Raw genomic sequence first — 24,468 nt, 5'->3', positions numbered from 1 at the left:
GAGGAGAGCGAGGCGATGAGCGTGCACCACAGCCCGCAAGCCCCACCGCGAGGTGTGCCGCCGGAATCCGTACCCCGGCGGGTGGCCCGCCCCGGACGGACGGCGGTGATCAGCGCCGCGGCGGGCGTGCTGCTCGCCGTGCTCTGGTCGTTCGAGCTGGTGGACTCGGTCATCGGCGACACCGTCGCCGACACCCTGCTGGGCCACGACGCGAAGGGCACCGCCATCACCGGCACCGCGGCGGGGCTGCTGTTCGCCTTCGTGTCCGGCTTCGCCGGCACCTTCACCGCCTGCAACATCGCGATGGCGGCCTCGGTCGGCCCGATGAGCCAGGCCGGCGCGGCCGGGCACCGCCACGGCGTACGGTCGCTGCTGCGGCCCGTCGCCTGGTTGACGGTCGGCATGCTGGCGGTGTCGGCGACCTACGGCGCGCTCGGGGTGCTCCTCGGCGAACGGCTGCCGCAGCTGTCCACCGACACCGTGGGCGGGATGCCCGTACGCCTGATCCAGTCGTCGGTGGTCTTCGGCCTGATCGGTCTCGCGCTGACCTACCTCGGGCTGGCGGCCCTCGGCCTGCTGCCCGACGTCTTCGCCCGCCGGCCGGTGGCGCGGGTCGTCGTCATGGGCGCCCTGGTCGGGGGGTTCCTGGTCGGCCGGCCGTACCCGCTGTTCAACAAGCTGTTCCACTGGGCCGTCGACACCGGCAACCCGGCGTACGGCGCACTCGCCTTCGCCCTCCAGTCGCTGGGCAACGTGCTGATCGTCGCGGCGCTCTTCGCGGTCCTGATCCTGGCCAGCCGGGGTCGGTTCCTCGCCTGGATGGCGTCGCCGCGGCGCGCCGCGACCGTGACCGGCGCGCTGCTGGTCGCGCTGGGCGTCTTCACCGTCGTGTACTGGGACCTGCGCGTGCCCGCGATCTTCGGGGTGGGCTGGTTCCCGACCATGCCGTACAACTGACCGGTGCGACGACCGACGGCGCCCCCGGTCCGGCATGGACCGGGGGCGCCGTCGGCTCGGTCAGCGGGCGTTGCCGGGCACCGGCCCCGGGGCGCCCGCGAGGCTGCCGGTCCCGGCCATGGGCCGGGCGCGTCCGGCGGTGGCCGCCATCCAGCCGGTCGTGATCAGCAGCAGGGCCGCGATGTAGGTGGTCATCACGGCCAGGCCGTGCCCGGGGATCCGGGAGCCGGCGGCGTCCATCCCGATCAGCAGGTCGGAGACCAGGAACAGCCCACCGCCCAGGGCCACCCGCCGGGAGACGCCGGCTGCGGCGGCGGCCATCAGGCTGAGCGCGAGGCTGTAGCCGAGCACCGGCAGCCGCAGCGGGCCGAGGGAGTTCCACAGCACCAGGTTGGCCGCCACCCAGCAGGCGAGGTAGGCGGCGACCGCGACGACCGGCGGGCGCCGGTGGCGCAGGAAGGCGGTCAGGAAGGCCACCTGGGTGCCGAGGAAGCAGCCCATGCCGACGAGGAACGCCGTGTCGCCGGAGACCAGCAGCGCGATGTCGCCGCCGGTCGCGAAGACCAGCCCGACGGCCACGGGGTCGACGCGTCGGCGTGCCCGCAGCAGGTGGAGCAGCAGCACCGGCGCGAGCAGGGGCTTGGCCAGCCACTGCAGGAGGGTCGAGTCGGTCGCCACGCCGATCAGCTCGACGGCGGCCACCACGCCGAACAGCCAGAGGATCCTCATCGGGCCACCGCCGGCTGCGCCTGCGGGGTGGGCTGCCAGCCCGGCCGGCCGAACACGTGGCCGAGGCGGTGCCGCCAGGACGAGGCGGCCCGGGCGTCGGCCCAGATCGCCCGGTACTCGTGCGTCGCCACCCGCAGCGGGTTGTACGTGCCGACGTTCTTGGTCAGGCCGTAGCGGACGGTGGCCCGCTCGGGCTCGAAGGTGCCGAACAGCCGGTCCCAGACGATCAGGATGCCGCCGTAGTTGCGGTCGAGGTACTCGGTGTTGGCGCCGTGGTGGACCCGGTGGTGCGAGGGCGTGTTGAAGAACCACTCGACGGGCCGGGGCAGCCGGCCGACCCGCTCGGTGTGCAGGAAGAACTGGTACAGCAGGCTGACCGACTGCTGGAGGAAGATCATCCAGGGCGGGATGCCGAGCAGGGCCAGGCCCAGCCAGAACGGTACGGACGTCATCGGGGTCCAGCTCTGCCGCAGGGCCGTGGAGAGGTTGAAGAAGACGCTGGAGTGGTGCACCACATGCCCGGCCCAGAGCAGCCGCACCTCGTGGTGGGAGCGGTGGAACCAGTAGTAGGCGAGGTCGTCGGCGAAGAAGAGCAGCACCCACGTCCAGACGCTGGTGGGGGAGAGCTGGATCGGCGTGAGGGTGTACGCGGCGGCGTAGAGGCCGACCGTCGCCAGCTTCCACGGCACGCCGATGACCTGGCTGCCGGCGCCCATGGTCAGGCTGGTGGCGGTGTCGCGCAGCTCGTATCCGCGTTCGCCGTCGTCGGGGGCGAACCGGTAGGAGAGCGCCTCGACGACGATGAGGAGCAGGAACGCCGGTACGGCGTAGAGCACGGCGGGGATCATGCCCGGGCTTCCCTTCTCGGTGCTGCGGCGGGGGTGGTGAGGGGGGCGGTGAGCAGGGCCCGTGCCTCGCGGGCGGCGTCGGCGGCCCGGCCGGTGACGACGGCGTCGGCGAGCCGGCGGTGGCCCGCGACGTCGAGCAGTTCCGCGGCGCGCCGCTGCGGCGGCACCTCGCCGACGGCGAGCGCGCCGGCCACGAGACTGTTGAAGGCCAACAGGTAGGCGGTGTTGCCGGAGCCGGCGACGATGTGCCGCCAGAGCACGATGGTGGCCTCGCCCATCCCGGTGAGGTCCGGCGCCAGGCCCGCGTACTCCTCGACGGCCCGCAGGATCGCGGCCCGCACCGCCGGGTCGCCGCGCTCGGCGCAGAGCCGGGCCGCGTCGACGCCGATGCAGGCCCGCATCTCCAGCATGTCGCGGACCAGGGTGTCCACCGGGAGGGTGTCGTGGAAGCGGGTGAGCGACAGGGCGAGGTCGAGCCCGGCGTGCACCCGCCAGTCCAGCACCCGGGTGGCGCCGCCCTGGCTGACCCGCACCAGGCCGAGCTGCTGGAGGCGGCGCAGGGCCTCCCGCACGGCGTGCCGGTTGACTCCGAAGGTGGCGGCCAGCTCCCGCTCGCCGGGCAGCGCCTCGTCGGGGCGGTAGACGCCGCTGACGATCGCGTCGCGGATCTGGCCGAAGACGTGGTCGGAGACCGAGGAGCGGGGGACGGGAGCGAACGCCATGCCGTGGAGTGTGGGGCAGACCACATCAACCCGTCAACTGGTTGTACCACTTCGATCGGCGCTTGCTATGCAACGAGTTGCATAGCAGGATGGCGGGCATGGCGCTCGAACACGCGATCCTGGTCTCCCTGCTCGAACGGCCGGGCTCCGGCTACGAGCTGGCCCGGCGTTTCGAGCGCTCCATCGGCCGCTTCTGGACGGCCACCCACCAGCAGATCTACCGGGTGCTGAAGCGGATGGAGGCCGACGGCTGGGTCACCGCCGAGGAGATCGGCCAGGAGGGCCGCCCCGACAAGCGGTCCTTCTCGGTGGCGCCGGCCGGCCGGGCCACGCTGGTGGACTGGCTGCGCGCACCCGTCCAACCCGAGGCGGTCCGGCACGAACTGGCCGTCAAGATCCGCGGGGCCGCCTTCGACGACGCCGCCGGCCGCGCCGCGCTCGCCGCCGAGGTCGAGCGCTACCGCGCCACCCACGAGGAGACGCTCGCCCGCTACCTGGCCGGCGAGCGGCGGGACTTTCCCGACCCCGCCGCGCCCGACGCCGCAGCGGCGCTCCAGCACGTCGTGCTGCGCGGCGGCATCGCGTACGAGCGGATGGTGCTCGCCTGGCTCGACGACGTGCTGGCCACCCTGCGCACCCTGGACGACTGACCCACCCCACCGAAGGGAGTCCCGTCATGGCGGACTCGCTCCTGCTCGACCCGCACAGCTACGACCCCACCCACCTCGACGACACCTCCCGCCGGCTGCTGCGGGCCACCGTCGACTGGTTCGAGGGCCGGGGCAAGAAGGCGCTGCTCGACACCTACGACCGGCACGAGTGGTACGCCGACTTCCTGGACTTCGCCGCGAAGGAGGGGCTGTTCGCCGCCTTCTGCACGCCGGCCGCCGACGGGGGAGGGGACCCGGCGAGGCGCTGGGACACCGCGCGCAACGCCGCGCTCAGCGAGATCCTCGGCTTCTACGGCCTCGGCTACTGGTACACCTGGCAGGTCACGGTGCTCGGCCTCGGCCCGGTCTGGCAGAGCGACAACGCCGCCGCGCGGGCCCGCGCCGCCGGGCTGCTCGCCGACGGCCACGTGATGGCGTTCGCCCTTTCCGAGCGCGCCCACGGCGCGGACATCTACTCGACCGACATGGTGCTCACCCCCGACGGCGACGGCGGGTTCCGCGCCACCGGCGCCAAGTACTACATCGGCAACGGCAACGTCGCCGGGCTGGTCTCCGTCTTCGGCCGCCGCGCCGACGTCGAGGGACCGGACGGCTACGTCTTCTTCGCCGCCGACAGCCGCCACCGGGCCTACCACCTGGTCCGCAACGTGGTGAACGCGCAGATGTACGTCAGCGAGTTCCGCCTCCAGGACTACCCGGTGCGCCCCGAGGACGTGCTGCACACCGGGCGGGCCGCGTTCGACGCCGCGCTCAACACCGTCAACGTGGGCAAGTTCAACCTCTGCACCGCCTCGATCGGCATCTGCGAGCACGCCATGTACGAGGCCGTGACCCACGCCCACAACCGGGTCCTCTACGGCCGGCGGGTCACCGACTTTCCGCACGTGCGGCGCGAGCTGACCGACGCGTACGCGCGCCTGGTCGCGATGAAGCTGTTCAGCGACCGCGCCGTCGACTACTTCCGCTCGGCGGGCCCGAACGACCGCCGCTACCTGCTGTTCAACCCGATGACCAAGATGAAGGTCACCACCGAGGGCGAGCGGGTCGTCGACCTGCTCTGGGACGTCATCGCCGCCAAGGGCTTCGAGGCGGACACCTACTTCGACAAGGCCGCCAAGGACATCCGCGGGCTGCCCAAGCTCGAAGGAACGGTGCACGTCAACCTCACACTGATCATGAAGTTCATGGCCAACTACCTGTTCCACCCGGCCGAACACCCGCCGGTGCCGACCCGGCACGACGCCGCGGACGACGAGTTTCTCTTCCGGCAGGGCCCGGCCCGGGGCCTCGGCACGATCCGCTTCCACGACTGGCGCGCCGCCTACGACGCCCACGCCGAGGTGCCCAACGTGGCCCGCTTCCGCGAGCAGGCCGACGGCTTCTGCGCGCTGCTGGCGGCCCACGCCCCGAGCGAGGAGCAGCAGGGCGACCTCGACTTCCTGCTCGCCCTCGGCCAGCTCTTCGCGCTGATCGTCTACGGCCACCTGATCCTGGAGCAGGCCGAGCTGACCGGCCTGGACCGCGACGTGCTCGACGAGATCTTCGACGTCCTGGTCCGCGACTTCTCCGCGTACGCCGTCGACCTGCACGGCCGGGCGGCGACCACCGGGGAGCAGGCCGCCTGGGCGCTGGCGCACGTCCGCCGGCCCGTGGCGGACCCGGGGCGTACGGCGCGGATGTGGGCGCGGGTGGCGGCGCTCAGCGGCGCGTACGAGATGCGCCCCTGACGCTGCGGGCCGTGGGGGCCGACGGCCGGCTGCCCGGTGCGGGACGGTCGGCCGCCGCCGGTCACCACCCGGCACCGGGGTCGGCCGGCCGTCACCACCCGGCGCCGGGTCAGCCGGCCGTGACCACCTGGTTCGCCGGCTGCGGCGCCGGCGCCTCGGCCGGGGCCCGCCCGCCGTCGCCGGGGGCGGGCGCCGCCGCGTCCTCGCCGCCGTCCGGGGTCGCGTCGTCGGCGGGTCGCACCGCCACCGGCGCCGGCCGGTCCGGCCTCGGCCGGGCCGCGACCTGCGGGTACTCGGCGGTCTCCGCGCCGCCCGTGGCGGCCGCCATGACCGCCGCCGCGGCCAGGTCGGCGACCCGCTTCGCCTCCCGCTTCACCCGGGCGCGGACCTCCTTGGCGTGCTGCTCGGCGGAGTCCGCGGCCCGGCGCGCCTCGTCGAGGCGGCGCAGCTCGTCGGTCAGCTCCTGCCGGGTCCCGGCGAGGCGCTGCTGCACCTCGGCGAACTCGTGCTCGACTCCCGTGCTCTCCTGCCGCGCCTGGGCCAGCTGCTGCTGGGCGGCGTCCAGCTCGGACTGCATCCGCGCCAGCGCCTCCCGCCGGTCCCGGATGCCCTGCTGCGTCGCGGCGAGCTGCTGCTGGTGGGTCGCGGCCTGCTCGTCCACGTGCTGGCGCACCTTGGCCGCGTACTGCTGGGCCTCCGCGATCAGCGTCGCGATCTCCTGCTCGGCCGCCGTACGCTGGGCACCGAGCTCCCGCTCGGCGGACGCGAGCTGCTCGGCGATCTCCTGCTCGGCGGCGGCCCGCCGGTCGTTGATCTCCCGCTCCACGCCGGCCTGCCACTGGCCCAGCTCCTGCTGGGTCTTCGCGCGCGCCGCCTGCACCTCCTGCTGGATCTGGGCGCGGGCCGAGGCCAGGAACGCCTCGGACTCGACGCGGGCCTGCTCGACCTGCTGGGCGGTCTGCTCGTCGATCCGCTTCGCCTCCTGCACCGCGTGGTCGTGGGCCGCCTCGCCCGCCGCCCGCAGCCGTTCCGCCGCCTCCCGGATCCTGGCCAGCTCGGCCTGGGCGTTGGCGCGGCGTTCCTCGTGTTCCCGGTCGTGCTCGTCGCGCCGCGCGGCCGCCTCCTCCGTCAGCTCCCGCAGCGTCGTGGTGGCCTGCTCGCGGGCCTCGGCGAGCACCCGCTCCGCCTCGGCCTCGAGTTCGGCGGCCCGCTGCCCGGCGGCGTCGGTGATGGCCCCGGCCTGCTTCTCGGCCAGGGCCAGGATCTGGTCGACCATCGGACCGAGGTCGCGGAAGGACGCCCGGTCCGGCTGCGCCGGCCGGTCCCGCAGCTCGGTCGCCTCCGCCCGCAGCCGGTGCACCTCGACGGTCAGCTCCCGCAGCTGGGCCGAGGCCCGTTCCCGCTCCGCGGCCCGCGCCGACCGTTCGCCGTCGACCTGCTCGACGTAGCGGTCCACCTGCCGCTTGTCGTAGCCGCGCAGCGCGAGGTCGAAGCTCGGCCGCGAGGCCGCGTCCTCGCGTGCCGCGAACGGGTCGTCGCCGTGGGACATGCATCCTCCTCCGTACGATCGCGAGCGCCGCGTCGGCGGGAGAGCCGCCCCACGGGCCGTGCTGAGGCGCCACGCTACCGTCGCGGCCGTACGCCCCCGCGAAAAGGGTGACCACATGCGACGGCCCCGCGGGACCGGGTGGCCCGCGGGGCTCGGTGTGCGCGTCCGGGAGCGGGGTGTCCGGTTCGTGGTGCACCTCCCGGTGGTGGGGGTGGGCACCGGTGGGCCGCCGCGCTGAGCGCCGGACGCGGCGACCCACCGGCCGTCCGGCCGCCGCGCGGGACGGCGCGGCGGCCGGCGTCCTAGAGGAGCAGCCGGTCCGCGCCGGCCAGCGCCCCGACGACCGCCGGCACCGCGGGTGCCGGCAGCACCGGACCGCGGCGCAGGGTCGGCGTCCAGCCGGCGTCCGGGGCCAGGTCCGGCTCGTGCGCCGCGTTGTACGCGCCCACGAGGTCGACCGGGCGGGCCCGGTCCCCGGCGGCGCGGACCCAGTTGCCCCGGGTGGTGACGGCGGTGCCGCCCCAGTCGTAGAGCAGGTTGTCGGCCGTGACGCCGGCGCCGAGGGTGAAGAAGTTGTTCTCGGCGACCACGGCGGACTGCACCCCGACGCCGATCGCGTACTCGAAGCCGTCGCCGGCCAGCCGGTAGTGGTTGTTCCACACGTCGACCTGGCCGAAGCGCACCCGGGGCAGCCGCTGGAGCACCCCGTCGAAGAGGTTGTGGTGCAGGCTCACCTTCAGCCGCCCGACGTCCGGGCCGACGGTGTTGGACGAGCCGATCAGCATGACCTTGTCCCGCCCGACGAACCGGTTGTACGACACGGTCACCAGGCTCGCGGTGTGCGTGACGTCCACCGACCCGTCGTGCACCTGGTACGGCCGGCCGAGGTGCACGGGCTGGCCGCTGTCCGGGTTGTCGCCGTCGGTGAAGGTGTTGTGGTCGATCCAGACGTGCTCGCTGCGGCGCACCGAGATCTGGTCGTACTGGGAGTTCCAGTTGCCGGCGGCGCCGTCGGTGGGGGACCAGGCGGGGAAGCAGTCCCGGGCGTCGTCGAAGGTCAGGTTCCGCACGATCGTGTTGTGCGCGCCGTCGAGCATCAGCGTCAGGCCGGTCAGCCGGGCGCCGCGCAGGCCGACGATCGTGGTGTTCGGGCCGACGTTGATCTGGGTCTGCCGGGTCTGGTTCGTCACCGAGCGCACCCGTGCCGCCTCCAGCGGCCCGCTCGGCGCCACCCGGCCCCAGACCGCGGGGTCGTACGCCGCGAGGTACGCGGCCAGCGAGTACTCCGGGTCGGCGAGGTCGGCGCAGTCGAGGATGCTCCCGTCGGGCCCCTCGAAGCCGCCGACCTCGCCGCTGACGTAGATGATCTTCGGGGTGGCGTTGCCCCGGTTGGTGGCGTTGTCGCCGCCGAGGGCCGCGACCAGCTCGGCCCGGCTGGAGACCACGTGCACCTGCTCCGGGGCCGCCGCCGAGCCGCCGGTCGTGCCGGTCCCCTCAGCCGCCCAGCCGTCCCCGGCCGGCAGCGCCTGCCGGCCGAGGTGCCGGGCGAACCAGGAGAGCCCGCCGTCGGCCGTGTCGACCGCGCCGTTGCGCGCCGGAGCGGCCCCGCCGCCCGGGGCCGCCGTCACGCTCCCGGGTGTCGCCGCGAGCGTCACGGCGACCATCGCCGCGCCCACTGCCTTCTTCCACATCTATCGGACCACCTGTTCGTTGCCGGTCGGGTATCAGGCAACGGTAGGTTTCGCGTTTTAGGCGAGTCAATGACGAACGTGTGCAGAAGTGTTGCAACTGATCAAATCGGCCGGTATCGCCCCGGCCGCCCTCGGTCGGGTTGACGCCCCTATATCCGATATGGACCCATCTCAGGCGGGCGGCTCAGTTGCAGTGGGTTGCGGTTCCTCCTGTCCCGTCAGCGCTCTGCGGTGCGGCGCCACCGCCCACGGCACCCCCAGCTCCGACAGCAGCGCCCCCTCGTCGGCCGCCCGGCGCAGCAGCCGGTTCACCCCGCGCACGGTGAGCACCCGCTCCGGGCCGTCGCCCGTGGCGGTGACGAGGTCGCCGCCGAGCAGCGTCGGCTCCGGCGCGGTCGTGACCGCCTCCAGGACCGCGGTGAACGGGGCGGTCCGCGCCAGGGGCGCGATCAGCGGCACCGCCGGGTCGGCCCGGTGGGCGAGGAGGTTCTCCAGCAGCCCGCGCCGGCCCGGCACCTCGCGTGCGCCGGCGTCGCCGGGCAGCAGCAACCGGTCGGTCGGATACTCCAGCACGGCCCGGCCGGCGGTGCCCGTCACGATCACCTCCCCGGCGACGAAGTCCTCCCCGGCCAAAGTCACCGCCGCGACGATCGGCGGTCCCGAACGGGACGACACCCGCAGGGTCGCGGTGTCGTCCACCTCGATCGGCCGGACGCGGTAGCGCTCCACCTCGATCCGCGCGGGGACCACCGGCCCGTTCCCGGCGGCGGCCTCGGCGACCGCCAGGCACTGCATGACCGCGTGCGCCAGCGGGTTGGCCAGGGCGCCGTCCAGCACCGGCCGGCCGTGCAACGTCCGCCGACCGGCCCACGGCGCCCGCGCGTAGTAGGCGTCGGAGCGCTGCCAGGACGCCACCGTCGCGATGCCGGTGACGGTACCGAGCCGCCCGGCCCGGACCGCGCCGGTCAGCTCCGTCAGCGCCGCCGAGCCGAGCGCCTGGAAGCCCACCTGGCACGCCCGGCCCGTCGCGGCGAGGGCGTCGGCCAGCTCCCGGTGCTCGGCGGTGGACAGCACCGGCGGCTTCTCCAGCAGCAGGTCGGCGCCCGCGGCGAGCACGTCCAGCGCGATCGGCAGGTGGGTGTGCGGTGGGGTGCAGACCACCACCACGTCCGGCCGGGCCGCCCGCAGCATCTCCCGGTGGTCGGCGCAGACGACCGTGCCGTCGGGCACCGGCGCCGCCGGCTCGTCCTCGATCGGACGTACGTCGACCAGGGCGACCAGCCGCAGCCGCCCGGCGGCGTGCAGCGGGGCGACGACCCGCCGGTGCCAGCGCCCGTGCCCGTTCGCCCCGACGATCGCGACCCTCGGCACGGCGCCGGCCCGTCCCGGCGACGCCCCCGCGGCGGGGGCCGTCACCGGGCGCCCGCCAGCGTCGCGGCCACCCCGTGCCGTTGCAGGGCGGTCAGCCACCCGGTCACCTCGGCGCGCACCTCGTCGTCCTCGGCCACCTCGGCGGGGAAGACCTCGCGCAGCGCGAACACCGCGTCGACGGCCCCCGCCGGGGTCTTCGCTCCGGCGGCGAGCGCGGCGCGAATCTCCTCGGCGAGCGGGTCGGCCAGCGGCAGGGGACTGCCGTCGTCGGCGTGGCCCTGCGCGAAGCGCAGCCAGGCGGCCACCACCAGCGTGGCCCAGTGCGCCGACCGGCCCGCGACCCGCAGATCGGCGATGGTGTGCAGGATCCGCTGCGGCAGCTTCTGCGAGCCGTCCAGGGCCACCTGGAGGGTGCGGTGGTGGATCGCCGGGTTGGCGAACCGGGTCAGCACCTCCTCGCCGTACGCGACGACCGAGACGCCCTCGGGCGGGTCGAAGCTGGCCGCCACGTCCTCGGCGACCAGCTGCCGCAGCACGGTCGTCAGGTGCGGCAGGGCCAGCGCCTCGGCGATCGTCTCCCGGCCGGCCAGCGCACCCAGGTAGGCGGCGGCCGAGTGCACGCCGTTGAGGGCGCGCAGCTTCAGCCGCTCCCAGGGCCCCGCGTCGGCGGTGAGCACCGCGCCGGCCCGCTCCCAGGCCGGCCGGCCGCCCGGAAAGTCGTCCTCGATCACCCACTGCCGGTACGGCTCGGCGACCACCGCCGCCAGGTCGGCCACCCCGAGGGCCCGCTCGGCGTCGGCGAGGGTCTGCGCCGTGCTGGCCGGCACGATCCGGTCCACCATGGTGCCGGGGAAGCTGACGTGCTCCCGTACCCAGCCGGCCAGCGGCTCCGGCACCCCCGCGTACGCCACCGACTGCTCGACCAGGCCGCGCAGCCGGCGGCCGTTGGCGGGCAGGTTGTCGCAGCTGACCAGGGCCAGCGGCGGACCCTGCGCGGCGGCGCGGGCGAGCAGCCCGCGCAACAGCAGGCCCGGGACGGTGACCGGCGCCCGGTCGGTGCGCAGGTCGGCGGCGACCTCCGGGTCTGGCCGCAGCCGGCCGGTCACCGGGTCGAGCTGGTACGCCTTCTCCGTCACGGTGAGGGTGACCACCCGGATCGCCGGGTCGGCCAGCAGCGCCACCACGGCGGCGGGGTCGCCGGCGGCGTGCCGGGTGCCCGCCAGCGCGCCGATGACCCGGGTGTGGCACCCCTCGGCGCTGGTGGTGGTGACGCTGAACAGGTTGTCCTGCGCGGCCAGCGTCGTCACCACGTCGGGGTTGCGTGGCGCGACGCCGACGATGCCCCAGTCGCCCCCGGCCCGCGCCATCGCCTCCTCGGTGTAGACCGCCTGGTGGGCGCGGTGGAACGCGCCCAGCCCGAGGTGCACGATCCCCGCCGGCACGCTGCCCGGGCGGATCAGCGGGCGGCTCCCGGTCGGCAGCCGGCGTAGCGTCCCGAGACCGAGCCGGGCGGCGCCGGTCATCGCCACACCGGTCCGTCCGGGAAGCGGAACTCGGCGATCGACTCCGGCTTCATCGTGGAGCTGTAGCCGGGCGCCTCCGGCAGCAGGTAGCGACCCTCGCGGGTGCGTACCGGGTCGACGAAGTGCTCGTGCAGGTGGTCGACGTACTCGACCATCCGGCCGTCGAGGCTGGTGCCGACCCGCAGGTAGTCGAAGACGGCCAGGTGCTGGACGTACTCGCACAGGCCCACGCCGCCGGAGTGCGGGCAGATCGGCACGCCGAACTTCGCCGCCATCAGGATCTCGGCGAGGACCTCGTTGACGCCGCCGACCCGGCAGGCGTCGATCTGCATCACGCCGATCGCCTCGGCCTGGAGCAGCTGCTTGAAGATGACCCGGTTGGCGGCCACCTCACCGGTGGCGACCCGGCACCGACCGTCGGTCAGGTCGGTGACAGCCCGCGCGATCCGGGCGTGCCCGAGGATGTCGTCGGCGTGCGTCGGCTCCTCGATCCAGTACGGGTCCACCTCCGCCAGGGCGGTCATGTTGGTGATCGCCTCGTCGACGTCCCAGACCTGGTTGGCGTCCATCATCAGCAGCGCGTCCGGCCCGATCTCCTCCCGGATGATCCGCGCCCGCCGCAGGTCGTCGGCCGGCAGCCCGCCGACCTTCATCTTCATCGCCCGCCACCCCTCGGCGTACGCCTGCCGGGTCAGCGCGCGGACCTTGTCGTCGGGGTAGCCCAGCCAGCCCACCGAGGTGGTGTACGACGGGAACCCGTCGCGTTCCAGCCCGGCCCGGCGCTCGTCCAGCCCGACCAGTCCCTTGTCGAGGATGGCCGCCGCCTCGTCCGGGGTGAGGGCGTCGGTGATGTGGTGGAAGTCGATGCTGGCCACCAGCTCCTCGGTGGGCAGCTCGGCGAGCAGCTGCCACATCGGCTTGCCGGCCAGCTTGGCCCGCAGGTCCCAGACCGCGTTGACCAGGGCGCCGGTGGCCATGTGGATGACCCCCTTCTCCGGGCCCAGCCAGCGCAGCTGCACGTCGGCGCTGAGCGAGCGCCAGAACGCCACCGGGTCGGCGAAGATCTCCTCGACGGTGCGGCCCCGCACGTGGTGGGCGAGGGCCTCGATCGCGGCGCAGGTCAGCTCGTTGCCGCGACCGTTGGTGAAGGTGAACCCGGCTCCGGTGACGCCGGCGTCGGTGCGCAGCTCGACGTAGCTGGCCGAGTAGTCGCCCCGGTTGATCGCGTCCGAGCCGTCGCCCGCGGCGGCGGTCGGGAACCGCACGTCGTGCACGTCGACGGCGGTGACGGTGACACTCACAGGACATTCTCTCCGATCTTGAAGACCTTCTTCGGCAGCCGGTACGCCAGGTCGACGATGGTCTCGGCGGCCTCGTCCTCGCCGAGGCGGTGCTCGGTGACCAGCCGGGCCAGGTAGGCGGCGTCGACCCGGCGGGCCACGTCGTGGCGTACCGGGATGGAGCAGAACGCGCGGGTGTCGTCGACGAACCCGGCGGTGTTGTAGAAGCCCGCGGACTCGGTGACCGACTCGCGGAAGCGGCGCAGCACCTCGGGCGAGTCCAGGAACCACCACGGCGCACCGAGGTACAGGGCCGCGTACCCGCCCGCCAGGGGGGCCAGTTCCCGGCTGAAGGTGTATTCGTCGAGGGTGTAGAGCACCACCCGCAGCCGCGGGTCGTTGCCGTACGCGTCCAGCAGCGGGGTCAGCGCGTGCAGGTACTCGGTGGCCTGCGGCAGGTCGCCGCCGACGTCGCGGCCGTGCCGCGCGTACAGCCAGCGGTTGTGGTTGCGCACCGAACCGGGATGCAGCTGCATGACGAGGCCGTCGTCCAGCGACATCCGGGCGAACTCCAGCAGCATGTGCGCCCGGAACGTCTCCGCGTCGGCCGCGTCGGCGAGCCCACGCAGGCCCTTGTCGTAGAGGCGCGCCGCCTCGTCCGCGCCCAGCGCCAGGGTGCGCGCGGTGGGGTGGCCGTGGTCGGTGCAGGTGGCGCCGGCCGCGATGAAGGCCGCCCGGCGTTGGCGCAGCGCCGCCAGGTAGCCGGCGTACGTGCCGGTGTCCTCGCCGGTGATCTCGCCGAGCCGCGCGACGTTGCCGGCCCAGTTGTCGAACTCCATGTCGGCCACGTTGTCCGGCCGGAACGTGGTGATCACCCGGCCGCCCGGCCCGCCCCAGCCGTCGGCGGCGAGCTTGGCGTGCTGCCCGAGGTCGTCCAGGGGCGACTCGGTGGTGGCGAGCACCTCGATGCCGAACCGCTCGAACAGCGCCCGGGGCCGGAACTCCGGCTCGGCGAGCCGGGCCGCGAGCTCGTCGTAGACGGCGTCGGCGGTGGCCGGGGAGAGCGGGGTGCGCACCCCGAACACGTCGGTGAAGGTCTGCTCCAGCCAGAGCCGGGAGGGGGTGCCCCGGAACAGGTGCCAGTGCGCGGCGAAGCGCCGCCAGATGGTGCGCCCGTCGGGCTCCGTGGGGCTGCCGTCGACGGTGGGCACGCCCAGGTCGGCCGGGGGGACGCCCTGGCTGAGCAGCATCCGGGTGAGGTAGTGGTCGGGCACGATGAGCAGCCGCGCCGGATCCGGGAACGGGCGGTCCTCGGCCAGGATCGCCGGGTCGACGTGCCCGTGCGGGGAGATGATCGGCTGGGGCGCGGCCAGCGCGTACAGCCGGCGGGCCACCGCGCGCTGCGCGGGGTCGGCGGGGAAGAGCAGGTCGGTCGTGGGCACGGGTGGGGCTCCTCGGAGGTGTTCGTGGCTCAGGAGAGGTCGAGCAGGTCGGCGACCCGGACCGGGGCGCCGGTGGTGAAGGAGCGGTTCGCGGCCAGCCCGGTGAGCAGGGCGAGGGCGCCGTCGCGGGCGGTCGCCGCCCGCCCCATCGGGTCCGGCTCGCCGGCGATCAGGACCCGGGCCATCCGGGCGTCGGCGCCGCCGTGCCCGGAGCGGGTGTGCCCGGCCACGGGTACGACCTGCGGCGGCGCCCAGAACGGCCGCAGGGTCAGCGTGGCGGAGCCGGCCTCGGCGGCGGCCTCGTCGCCGTGCAGCGCCGCGCCCTTCAGCGCGCCGGCGGACGCCGGGCTGACGTGGTCGCTCTCCACGACCTCCAGCTCCAGGCGGCCCCGGCTGCCGTTGACCATCACCCGGTAGCCCTCGTAGGGGGCGTACGCGGTGAGGTGGTAGGTCATCGTCGCGCCGGTGGAGTAGCGGGCGAGCACCGCCATGTCGTCCTCGATGTCCACGCCCGGGGCGAAGACGTTGCGGTCGCGCTGGTAGCCGTCCTCGGCCTCGGCGTCGAGGTAGAGCTCGCGCAGTTTCGGGTGCGCGTCGAGCCGCAGCGCGAACGGGTCGTCGTCGGCGGCGGGGGAGCCGTGCGCCCGCTCGTAGTCGCGGGCGTAGCCGTGCCGGCGGCCCGCCTCGCCGTAGAAGAACAGCCGGCCGGTGGCGTACACCTCGACGGGGGTGGCGTCCAGCCACCAGTTGACCAGGTCGAAGTGGTGGCCGGCCTTGTGCACCATCAGGCCGCCGGAGTGCGCCTTGTCGCGGTGCCAGCGGCGGAAGTAGTCGGCGCCGTGCCGCACGTCGAGCAGCCACTCGAAGTGCACCGAGCCCACCTCGCCGATCGCGCCGTCGGCGAGCAGCTCGCGCAGCTTCTCGTGCAGGGGGTTGTAGCGGTAGTTGAACGCCACCCGCACCTGCCGCCCGGTGTCGGCGACCGCGTCGAGGATCTGCCGGCAGCCGGCCGCGTCCACGGTCATCGGCTTCTCGGTGATGACGTCGCAGCCGGCCCGCAGCGCCGTGTCGACGTGCGCGGCGTGGGTGTCGTCCACGCTCGTCACCACCAGCACGTCGACGCGCTCCTTGGCGAGCATGGCGGCCAGGTCCTCGGCCCGGTACGTCGGCACCGGCGGGTGGCCCAGCTCGCCGAGCCACCGGTTGTGGGCGTCCATCCGGGCCTGGTTGACGTCGGCGAACGCGACGAGCTCGGCGGTGTCGGCGTGGTCGCGCACCAGCGCCCGGACGAACATCTCGGCCCGGGACCCGGTGCCCACCAGGGCGTGTCGGACCCGCTGACCGGTGCTGGACGACATGTCGACCGCCTCCCGTGTTGCTGCAAAGGTTTGCAGCGAAATAACCACGCGCCGCGCGGCGGCGTCAACGATGGATGCCAAACCGGCGGCATAGATCCGATTTGATCCGCATTTCAGCGCATGGTGGGAGCGTGGCCGAAACGCATCTGTAACCATCGGCCGTTGACACCGGCACAACCGTTTGCATTAATTGGCGGCACCTGACGTGACCCCAGCCACACTGGACGAAGGGCCCCGCCGTGCCAGCCACCATCCGAGACGTCGCCCGGGCCTCCGGCGTGCACATCTCCACGGTCTCCCGCACGTTCTCGGCCCCGCACCTGGTCAACCCGGAGACCCGGGGCCGGGTGCTGGCCTGCGCCGAGGAGCTCGGCTACCGGCCCAACCGCGCCGCCCGCGCCCTGATCACCGGCCGTACGCACAACGTCGGACTGATCATCGCGGACATCGCCAACCCGTTCTTCCCGCCGCTGATCAAGGCGGCGGAGAGCCAGGCCCGCCAACGCGACTACCACGTGTTCGTGGCCGACACCAACGAGGACCCGATCGCCGAGGAGGAGCTGGTCCACGCCCTCGCGAAGCAGGTGGACGGGGTGCTGCTGTGCAGCCCGCGGATGAGCAATAGCATGATCGAGCAGCTCAGCCGCGAGGTGCCGCTGGTGGTGATAAACCGGCAGGTCGCCGGCCTGCCGTGCGTCACCATGGACGTCGGGCAGGGCGCCCGGTCGGCCATCGAGCACCTGCTCGGCCTCGGCCACCGGCGGATCGCGCTGCTCAGCGGGCCGCGCGGCTCGTGGACCAGCCGGGAGATCCGCCGGGCGGCCGGCGTCGCGGCGCGGGCCGGCGGCGCCGAGTTCACCGTCCTCGGGCCCAACCAGCCCACCGAGACCGGCGGCGCGGCCCTCGCCGAGCAGGTCCGCCGCAGCGAGGCCACGGCGGTCCTCGCCTACAACGACCTGATGGCGATCGGCCTGATCGAAGGGCTCGACGCCGTCGGGATGCGCGTCCCGCAGGACGTGAGCGTCGTCGGTATCGACGACATCGCCCTGAGCCGGCTCACCCGGCCCAAGTTGACGACGGTGGCCACGCCCAACGCGGCCGCCGGCCGGACGGCCGTCGACATGCTCCTGCAACACGACACCGTCGCCGCCCGTGGCTCACGCGGCGGTCGGGGTGTCACGAGCGACGACCGTCGTACCACCGCACAGGTAATGCTCCAGACCGAACTGGTCATCCGCGACTCGACCGCCGCCGCGCCGGCAGACGGTCGGAACCGCCCCGACGCCGAGTTGGTCGTCCCGGGCCCGCATCGCCTTGCGGGCCCGGGTCGCCCGACCGCGGCCACCGGTGGCGTCGTCGCCTCCTAACGCCAAGGAGTGAGCGCACATGCACCCCGCAACGCCCCCCACCACTGGCACGCAGGCCGTGCCCGTTCACCGTACCCCCGTCCCCCGACGGCGTCTGATCCGCGGCCTGCTCGCCGCGGTCGTCGCCCTGCCCCTGGTCCTCGGTGCCGCCGGCTGCGGCGGCGACGACGAGGCCAGCACCGACCCGAACGCCCCGGTCAAGCTCTCGGTCTTCTGGTGGGGCGGTGAGGCCCGGGCGAAGCTGACCGAGGAGGCCCTCGCCCTCTACACCAAGAAGCACCCGAACGTCACGTTCGAGAAGACGTGGCAGGCCAACCAGGGCTACTTCGACAAGCTGGCCACACTCACCGCCGGCGGCAACCCGCCGGACCTCTTCCAGATCGACGACAACTACCTGGCCGAGTACGCCTCGCGCAGCACCACCCTCGACCTGACGTCGTACAAGGACTCCGGCGACCTCGACGTGTCGAAGTTCCCCAAGAGCCTCTGGCAGTACGGCGTGGTCGACGGCAAGCTCGCCGGCGTGGCCTCGGGGGAGAACACCCAGGGCCTGGTCTACAACAAGACCCTGCTGACCAAGAACGGCCTGCCCGAGCCGACCACCGGCATGACCTGGGAGGAGCACATCGCCTGGGCCGAGCAGGTGGCGAAGAAGACCAAGGTGCCCGGCACCCAGGACCCGAGCGCCGACTACAAGGCGTTCTGGGTGTGGCTGCGCCAGCAGGGCAAGGACCTCTACAAGGGCAAGGAGCTCGGCTTCACCGCCGAGGACGTGACGAAGTGGTTCGACCTGTGGAAGGGCGCCCGGGACCGGGGCGCCACCCCGACCCCCGACGTCATCCACGAGGGCAACGCCACCGACATCACCAAGCAGCTCGTGGTCACCGGCAAGGCCGGCACCAGCTGGGTCTGGGTCAACCAGATGCCGGAGCTGAAGAAGAACACCAAGGACGAGCTGGGCGTCATCGCCTACCCCGGTGACCCGAGCGCCCAGTGGGCCCGCGCCTCCATGTACTGGTCGGTGTTCAAGGGCAGCAAGCACAAGGACGTCGCGGTCGACGTCATCAACTTCCTGGCGAACGACCCCGAGGCCGTCAAGATCCTCGGCACCGACCGGGGCCTGCCGTCGAACCTGGACCTGCGCCGGGTGGTCAGCGACGACGTCACCGATCCGGCGATGAAGCAGTCGATCCAGGTCGAGTCCGACCTGGCGGAGAAGTTTGGCGAGGCGCCGCAGGTCCCGCTCAAGGGGCACAGCAAGGTCCGCGCCGAGCTGATCAAGGCCGCCGAGAACGCCCAGTACGGCCGGATCAGCTCCGCCCAGGCGGCGGAGCAGTTCATCGCCGCCTGCAAGTCCGCCATCGCCTGACCTGACGCCACACGGAGAGGAATCGGTTCGTGGCTCTGACCACGGCGCCCGACCCGACCCGACGTACCGGACCCGTCCCGACCCCCGCCGGCAGGCGTGGGGTCGGGCGGGCCCGGCACGGAGACGGTCTGGCCGGCTACGTCTTCCTGTCGCCCTGGCTGCTCGGCCTGATGGCCGTCACGGCGATACCCATGCTCCTGTCGCTCTACCTGAGCTTCACGAACTACGACATCCTCACCCCCTTCTCCGAGGTGGAGTGGGTCGGATTCGCCAACTACGAGCGCATGTTCACCGCCGACCCGTCGTACTGGCACTCGGTGCGGGTGACGCTCACCTTCGCCCTGGTCGCCGTGCCGCTGAAGCTGGCGGCCGCGCTCGGGGTGGCCCTGCTGCTCAACCGCGCCTGGCGCGGCGTCGGGCTGTTCCGCGGCCTGTTCTACCTGCCGTCGCTGCTCGGCGGCAGCGTCGCGCTGGCCATCGTCTGGGTGAACATGTTCAACCGCGAGGGCGCGTTCAACTCGCTGCTGGGCGTCTTCGGCATCGAGGGCAAGCCGTGGGTCAACGACCCCGACTGGGCCCTGGAGACCCTCATGGTGCTCGCCATCTGGCAGTTCGGCGCGCCCATGGTGATCTTCCTGGCCGGCCTCAAGCAGGTGCCCACCGAGCTCTACGAGGCGGCCTCCGTCGACGGCGCCGGCAAGTGGCGGCAGTTCGTCGCCGTCACCCTGCCGATGCTCTCGCCGGTGATCTTCTTCAACCTGGTGCTGGAGACCATCAACGGCTTCCAGGGCTTCACCGCCGCGTTCGTGCTCAGCAACGGCACCGGCGGCCCGGTCGACTCCACCCTGATGTACACGCTGAACCTCTACATCACGGGCTTCACCAACCTGGAGATGGGCTACGCCTCGGCGATGGCCTGGGTCTTCCTGCTCGCCATCGCGATCATCACCGCGATCTTCTTCAGCACCGGGCGGTTCTGGGTGCACTACTCGGACGGGGAGGACCGGTGACGGCGACGGCGACCCCGACGGCAACCCCGGCGACGACCGGCCCGCGCGGCCCGCGCCGCCCGGGTGGCGGCGGCGGGCAGGCCGTGCGCCTGCTCATCCTGATCGCGATCGTCGCGGTCGTGCTCTACCCGCTCTTCTGGATGATCGGTACGTCCCTGAAGAGCCAGGAGGAGATCGTCAACAACATCGGCCTGCTGCCGAACGAGTTCACCCCCGGCAACTACGCCGACGGCTGGACCAACTTCGACTTCAGCTTCGGCCGGTTCTTCCTGAACAGCGCGATGGTCAGCCTGCTGACCGTGGTCGGCAACGGCGTCTCCTGCCTGCTCGCCGCGTACGCCTTCGCGCGGCTGCGGTTCCGGCTGCGGGGCGTCTGGTTCGCCGTGATGATCGGGACGCTCCTGCTGCCCGGGCACGTGCTGATCGTGCCGCAGTACATCCTGTTCCGCAGCCTGGGCCTGGTGGGCGGCGAGTGGCCGTACCTGCCGCTGCTGATCCCGCAGTTCCTGGCCACCGAGGCGTTCTTCGTCTTCCTGATGGTGCAGTTCATGCGGGGCATCCCGCGCGAGCTCGACGAGGCCGCCAAGATCGACGGTGCGAACGCCTTCGGCATCTTCCGGCACGTGATCCTGCCGCTGAGCCGCCCGGCGCTGGTCACCACGGCGATCTTCTCGTTCATCTGGACCTGGAACGACTTCTTCCGGCAACTCGTCTTCCTCTCCGACCTCGAGGACTACACCGTGCCGGTGGCGCTGACCCTGTTCATCGACTCGACGAGCCAGAGCGCCGTCGGCCCGATGTTCGCCATGTCGGTGCTGTCGCTGCTGCCGGTGTTCCTGTTCTTCGTGGCCTTCCAGCGGATGCTGGTGGAGGGCATCAACACGAGCGGACTCAAGGGATGAGGCCGCACCCGGACGACGGGCCGGACCGGGAGGACGGGCCGGCCCGTCGCGACTGGCGGGACGTGCTGACCGACGCCACGGACCTGGCGGTGCTCGGCATCGTCCTGACCCTGGCGGCGCTTCCGGTGGTCACCGCGGCGGCGGCCGTCGCCGCCGCGAGCGCGGCGGTGCACGACCGGTACACCGTAGGGTCCTGGCCCTCCGCGCGGGAGAACCTGACCCGCTACGGCCGCGCCCTGCTGCCCGGCGTGGGGGTGAGCGTGCTGACGGTCGCCGCCTTCGGACTGCTCGCCGTGAACGTCGCCGCGCTGGCCGGTGGCCGGGTCCCCGGCGGGGCACCGCTGCTCCTGGTCACCGTCGTGCTGGCCGCCGCCCTGGCCGGGTACGCCGCGCTGGTGGTGGTGGAGGTCGGCCGCCGCGGTGGCCGTGGCTGGCGGGAGGCCGCCGGTGCCGCCGCCGGCGCCTGCCGTGCCCGCCCGGGCACCTGGGCCGCCGCTGGCGGGGTCAGCGCCGTCGCCGCGCTGCTCGCCGTCCTGGTCATCCCGGTCGCGGTGCCCATCCTCGCCGGGTACGTGGTCGCCGCCCTGCACGCCGTAGCGCGGCGGACCGTGCCCGCCCCGGTGGGACAGTCGTGACGGGCGACGACCGGCGGGCCGCCGTGACCGAGAACGATCGGCAGCTCAGCGTCGACGACGTGCCGGTGGCCCGGTACGTCGTCGACCCGGCGATCGACCCCCGGCACGGCCCCCGCCCGTACCTGCACCCCGTGCGGACCCTCGGCGGGACCGTGGTCACCGACGCGTTCCCGGCCGACCACGTCTGGCACCTCGGCGCGTCCCTGGCCGTGCAGGACGTCGACGGCACCAACCTGTGGGGCGGGCGCACCTACGTCCGCGACACCGGCTACACGTGGCGCGACGACCACGGCCGCATCGCGCACACCCATTGGGAGACCCGCGACCCGCAACGGCTCGCGCACCGGCTGGAGTGGCGGGACCGGGACGGGGCGGTGCTGCTCACCGAGCGGCGGGAGCTGGTCGCGCAGCGGGTCGGCGAGTGGGCCTGGGCCCTCGACGTCGGATACACGCTGACCGCCCCCGCCGACCGGGACGTCGCCCTGGGCAGCCCGGCGACCAACGGACGCCCGGGCGGCGCCGGCTACGGCGGCTTCTTCTGGCGGGCGGTCAGCGCGACACCCGCGCGGGTGTGCACCGCCACCGCCGAGGGGGAGGAGGCGGTCAACGGCAGCGACGCGCCGTGGCTGGCCTTCACCGGCACCGGGCCGGACGGGGCCGCGTACACGCTCGTGCTGGCGGGGCTCGCGGAGGGCGACCGCTGGTTCGTCCGCACCGCGATGTACCCGGGGGTCTGCGTGGCGTTCGCCTTCGACCGGCCCAGGGTGATCACCGCGGGTACGAGTCGCACCGGGCGGCACCGGGTGGTCGTCGCCGACGGCACGCTCGACCAGGCGACGGCCGCCGCGTTGGCCGCCGGCGGGACGGTGTGACGCGGCCCTCCCACCCCCGATTTGACGATCTTGCCGGGCGGGCGTAACTTTCTCTCTGCCAGCGCGGAACGGACGAACAGGGCGAAAGCCCTGGCGAGGCCGGAGCGCGGTGAGACCATCGGTCCGGGTGGGGTTCCCCCACCGGGATCGGCACGGGCGGTGCCCCGGATTCGTCGCGAGGCGGATTTGGCGAGGCGGAACCGACCGGGTAAGGTTCACGGCCGGCAGGGAACCGGGCGAGCTCGCGGGAAACCGCGGAGCGGCCGGTCTGCCGAACTTCCCGAAGACCGTCGGCGAGAGTCGAGTCATCGGGGTGCCCGGAAAATGGGTTGAAGTGGTGCGGATCGCTACGAAGCGGTTTGACATGGCGGAAACCACCGGGTAACGTAGTAAAAGTGCCCGGCGCGGGAAGCGGCGGGTGTGGTGAACTAAATGCCCCGGGTCGGGTGCTCCACGGTGTGGGGTTTCTGGGCGGTGTGTGGTTGTTCTTTGAGAACTCAACAGGGTGCTTGATAAGCCAGTGCCAATTATGATTTATACCCTGGACTGGTCAGGCTTCGGTTTGGCTGGTCTTGGATTCCTTTGGCAACACTTTTGTTGTCGGGACAGTTTTTCAACAAGTTTTTGTTGGAGAGTTTGATCCTGGCTCAGGACGAACGCTGGCGGCGTGCTTAACACATGCAAGTCGAGCGGAAAGGCCCTTCGGGGTACTCGAGCGGCGAACGGGTGAGTAACACGTGAGCAACCTGCCCTAGGCTTTGGGATAACCCTCGGAAACGGGGGCTAATACCGAATAGGACCACCGGTCGCATGGTTGGTGGTGGAAAGTTTTTCGGCCTGGGATGGGCTCGCGGCCTATCAGCTTGTTGGTGGGGTGATGGCCTACCAAGGCGACGACGGGTAGCCGGCCTGAGAGGGCGACCGGCCACACTGGGACTGAGACACGGCCCAGACTCCTACGGGAGGCAGCAGTGGGGAATATTGCACAATGGGCGGAAGCCTGATGCAGCGACGCCGCGTGAGGGATGACGGCCTTCGGGTTGTAAACCTCTTTCAGCAGGGACGAAGCGTAAGTGACGGTACCTGCAGAAGAAGCACCGGCCAACTACGTGCCAGCAGCCGCGGTAAGACGTAGGGTGCGAGCGTTGTCCGGATTTATTGGGCGTAAAGAGCTCGTAGGCGGCTTGTCGCGTCGACTGTGAAAACCCGCAGCTCAACTGCGGGCCTGCAGTCGATACGGGCAGGCTAGAGTTCGGTAGGGGAGACTGGAATTCCTGGTGTAGCGGTGAAATGCGCAGATATCAGGAGGAACACCGGTGGCGAAGGCGGGTCTCTGGGCCGATACTGACGCTGAGGAGCGAAAGCGTGGGGAGCGAACAGGATTAGATACCCTGGTAGTCCACGCTGTAAACGTTGGGCGCTAGGTGTGGGGGGCCTCTCCGGTTCCCTGTGCCGCAGCTAACGCATTAAGCGCCCCGCCTGGGGAGTACGGCCGCAAGGCTAAAACTCAAAGGAATTGACGGGGGCCCGCACAAGCGGCGGAGCATGCGGATTAATTCGATGCAACGCGAAGAACCTTACCTGGGTTTGACATGGCCGCAAAACCGGCAGAGATGTCGGGTCCTTCGGGGGCGGTCACAGGTGGTGCATGGCTGTCGTCAGCTCGTGTCGTGAGATGTTGGGTTAAGTCCCGCAACGAGCGCAACCCTCGTTCGATGTTGCCAGCGCGTTATGGCGGGGACTCATCGAAGACTGCCGGGGTCAACTCGGAGGAAGGTGGGGATGACGTCAAGTCATCATGCCCCTTATGTCCAGGGCTTCACGCATGCTACAATGGCCGGTACAATGGGCTGCGATACCGTGAGGTGGAGCGAATCCCAAAAAGCCGGTCTCAGTTCGGATCGGGGTCTGCAACTCGACCCCGTGAAGTCGGAGTCGCTAGTAATCGCAGATCAGCAACGCTGCGGTGAATACGTTCCCGGGCCTTGTACACACCGCCCGTCACGTCACGAAAGTCGGCAACACCCGAAGCCGGTGGCCCAACCCTTGTGGAGGGAGCCGTCGAAGGTGGGGCTGGCGATTGGGACGAAGTCGTAACAAGGTAGCCGTACCGGAAGGTGCGGCTGGATCACCTCCTTTCTAAGGAGCACCTTCCGACGAAAGTCGGTAAGGAGCCCGCACTGCCCGAATGTGGTGGTGGGGTGCTCAATGGCGGAGACACTGGTGAGTTGGATGCCGGCAACGGCCGGGATACCTAGTACGGCCATCTTTCGGGGTGGTGTGGAACAGTTCCTCCTGGTGCGGCTGGGGTTTGGCGTAGAGCACCCTGTTGGGTCCTGAAAGAACAACCGGTGGTTGTTTCTTTCGGAGCCATTGCTTCGCCTGTGGGTGGAGCTGGTTGCCAGGCATGGCCTGGTCTCGCATACCGATCACTGTGGTGGTGCT

At 72.2% G+C, this 24,468-nt stretch carries 19 protein-coding genes and 1 rRNA gene; 10 read left to right on the top strand and 10 right to left on the bottom strand.

The window, feature by feature from the left end; all coding sequences use genetic code 11:
* Positions 1-15 precede the first annotated feature (15 nt).
* Positions 16-957, top strand: coding sequence for a hypothetical protein (locus tag AC0OO9_RS02060; protein WP_484515095.1), 942 nt, complete (start codon positions 16-18; stop codon positions 955-957).
* 60 nt (positions 958-1,017) lie between these two features.
* On the opposite strand, the gene AC0OO9_RS02055 is transcribed toward AC0OO9_RS02060, so the two are convergent.
* The 3 genes from AC0OO9_RS02055 to AC0OO9_RS02045 are packed head-to-tail and all read right to left on the bottom strand — an operon-like array spanning position 1,018 to position 3,256.
* The gene (locus AC0OO9_RS02055) at positions 1,018-1,686 is read right to left on the bottom strand and encodes a lysoplasmalogenase (protein ID WP_484515094.1); all 669 of its coding nucleotides are present in this window, start codon (positions 1,684-1,686) and stop codon (positions 1,018-1,020) included.
* On the bottom strand, positions 1,683-2,534 hold the full coding sequence (locus AC0OO9_RS02050; RefSeq protein WP_484515093.1) for a sterol desaturase family protein: 852 nt from the start codon (positions 2,532-2,534) through the stop codon (positions 1,683-1,685). The genes AC0OO9_RS02055 and AC0OO9_RS02050 overlap by 4 nt, the downstream gene beginning before the upstream one ends.
* On the bottom strand, positions 2,531-3,256 hold the full coding sequence (locus tag AC0OO9_RS02045; RefSeq protein WP_484515091.1) for a FadR/GntR family transcriptional regulator: 726 nt from the start codon (positions 3,254-3,256) through the stop codon (positions 2,531-2,533). The genes AC0OO9_RS02050 and AC0OO9_RS02045 overlap by 4 nt, the downstream gene beginning before the upstream one ends.
* Positions 3,257-3,354: 98 nt before the next feature.
* Between AC0OO9_RS02045 and AC0OO9_RS02040 the strand changes: the two genes are divergently transcribed.
* Together AC0OO9_RS02040 and AC0OO9_RS02035 are read left to right on the top strand one after the other, a co-directional pair.
* Entirely contained in the window at positions 3,355-3,906 is a 552-nt protein-coding gene (locus AC0OO9_RS02040) for a PadR family transcriptional regulator (protein WP_484515090.1), read from the top strand.
* A 26-nt stretch (positions 3,907-3,932) separates the two neighbouring features.
* The gene (locus AC0OO9_RS02035; protein WP_484515089.1) at positions 3,933-5,654 is read left to right on the top strand and encodes an acyl-CoA dehydrogenase family protein; all 1,722 of its coding nucleotides are present in this window, start codon (positions 3,933-3,935) and stop codon (positions 5,652-5,654) included.
* A gap of 109 nt (positions 5,655-5,763) precedes the next feature.
* Here AC0OO9_RS02035 and AC0OO9_RS02030 read toward each other — a convergent pair whose 3' ends face one another.
* The 7 genes from AC0OO9_RS02030 to AC0OO9_RS02000 form a co-directional block, all read right to left on the bottom strand.
* A complete protein-coding gene (locus AC0OO9_RS02030) occupies positions 5,764-7,203 on the bottom strand; it encodes a hypothetical protein (protein ID WP_484515088.1) in 1,440 nt (479 codons plus the stop codon).
* A gap of 302 nt (positions 7,204-7,505) precedes the next feature.
* A complete protein-coding gene (locus tag AC0OO9_RS02025) occupies positions 7,506-8,894 on the bottom strand; it encodes a pectate lyase family protein (RefSeq protein ID WP_484515087.1) in 1,389 nt (462 codons plus the stop codon).
* Between the two features lie 171 nt (positions 8,895-9,065).
* Positions 9,066-10,310 carry a Gfo/Idh/MocA family protein gene (locus tag AC0OO9_RS02020; protein WP_484515085.1) on the bottom strand — a complete coding sequence of 415 codons (1,245 nt, stop codon included), beginning with the start codon at positions 10,308-10,310 and terminating at the stop codon, positions 9,066-9,068.
* On the bottom strand, positions 10,307-11,788 hold the full coding sequence (locus tag AC0OO9_RS02015) for a mannitol dehydrogenase family protein (RefSeq protein ID WP_484515084.1): 1,482 nt from the start codon (positions 11,786-11,788) through the stop codon (positions 10,307-10,309). The genes AC0OO9_RS02020 and AC0OO9_RS02015 overlap by 4 nt, the downstream gene beginning before the upstream one ends.
* Positions 11,785-13,089, bottom strand: a complete 1,305-nt coding sequence (locus AC0OO9_RS02010; protein ID WP_421450438.1) for an enolase C-terminal domain-like protein — start codon at positions 13,087-13,089, stop codon at positions 11,785-11,787. Before AC0OO9_RS02010 ends, AC0OO9_RS02015 begins: the two co-directional genes overlap by 4 nt.
* Entirely contained in the window at positions 13,086-14,510 is a 1,425-nt protein-coding gene (gene uxaC, locus AC0OO9_RS02005; protein ID WP_484515082.1) for a glucuronate isomerase, read from the bottom strand. Before uxaC ends, AC0OO9_RS02010 begins: the two co-directional genes overlap by 4 nt.
* A 29-nt stretch (positions 14,511-14,539) precedes the next feature.
* Complete coding sequence (locus tag AC0OO9_RS02000; RefSeq protein WP_357580713.1) at positions 14,540-15,868, bottom strand: Gfo/Idh/MocA family protein; 1,329 nt, start codon at positions 15,866-15,868, stop codon at positions 14,540-14,542.
* 239 nt (positions 15,869-16,107) lie between these two features.
* Here AC0OO9_RS02000 and AC0OO9_RS01995 point away from each other — a divergent pair, with 239 nt between their 5' ends.
* From AC0OO9_RS01995 to AC0OO9_RS01965, 7 genes are all read left to right on the top strand, one after another.
* Positions 16,108-17,235 carry a LacI family DNA-binding transcriptional regulator gene (locus tag AC0OO9_RS01995; protein WP_132238147.1) on the top strand — a complete coding sequence of 376 codons (1,128 nt, stop codon included), beginning with the start codon at positions 16,108-16,110 and terminating at the stop codon, positions 17,233-17,235.
* Positions 17,236-17,254: 19 nt separating this feature from the next.
* Positions 17,255-18,604 (top strand): ABC transporter substrate-binding protein, encoded by a 1,350-nt coding sequence (locus AC0OO9_RS01990; protein WP_484515079.1) that lies wholly within the window; start codon positions 17,255-17,257, stop codon positions 18,602-18,604.
* A 29-nt stretch (positions 18,605-18,633) separates the two neighbouring features.
* Positions 18,634-19,614: a carbohydrate ABC transporter permease gene (locus AC0OO9_RS01985; protein WP_132238143.1), complete on the top strand. Its 981-nt coding sequence runs from the start codon at positions 18,634-18,636 to the stop codon at positions 19,612-19,614.
* Entirely contained in the window at positions 19,611-20,516 is a 906-nt protein-coding gene (locus AC0OO9_RS01980) for a carbohydrate ABC transporter permease (protein ID WP_421450429.1), read from the top strand. The genes AC0OO9_RS01985 and AC0OO9_RS01980 overlap by 4 nt, the downstream gene beginning before the upstream one ends.
* Complete coding sequence (locus AC0OO9_RS01975; protein ID WP_484515077.1) at positions 20,513-21,151, top strand: hypothetical protein; 639 nt, start codon at positions 20,513-20,515, stop codon at positions 21,149-21,151. The genes AC0OO9_RS01980 and AC0OO9_RS01975 overlap by 4 nt, the downstream gene beginning before the upstream one ends.
* Positions 21,152-21,174: 23 nt before the next feature.
* Complete coding sequence (locus AC0OO9_RS01970) at positions 21,175-22,023, top strand: DUF6807 domain-containing protein (protein ID WP_484515075.1); 849 nt, start codon at positions 21,175-21,177, stop codon at positions 22,021-22,023.
* A gap of 624 nt (positions 22,024-22,647) precedes the next feature.
* Positions 22,648-24,162: ribosomal RNA gene (locus tag AC0OO9_RS01965) — 16S ribosomal RNA — on the top strand.
* The last annotated feature ends 306 nt before the right edge of the window (positions 24,163-24,468 follow it).

Source organism: Micromonospora sp. USAFONa4 (genome assembly GCF_057197825.1).
The sequence above is the reverse complement of the archived record's forward strand: the minus strand, read 5'-3'. Positions and strand labels throughout refer to the sequence as shown.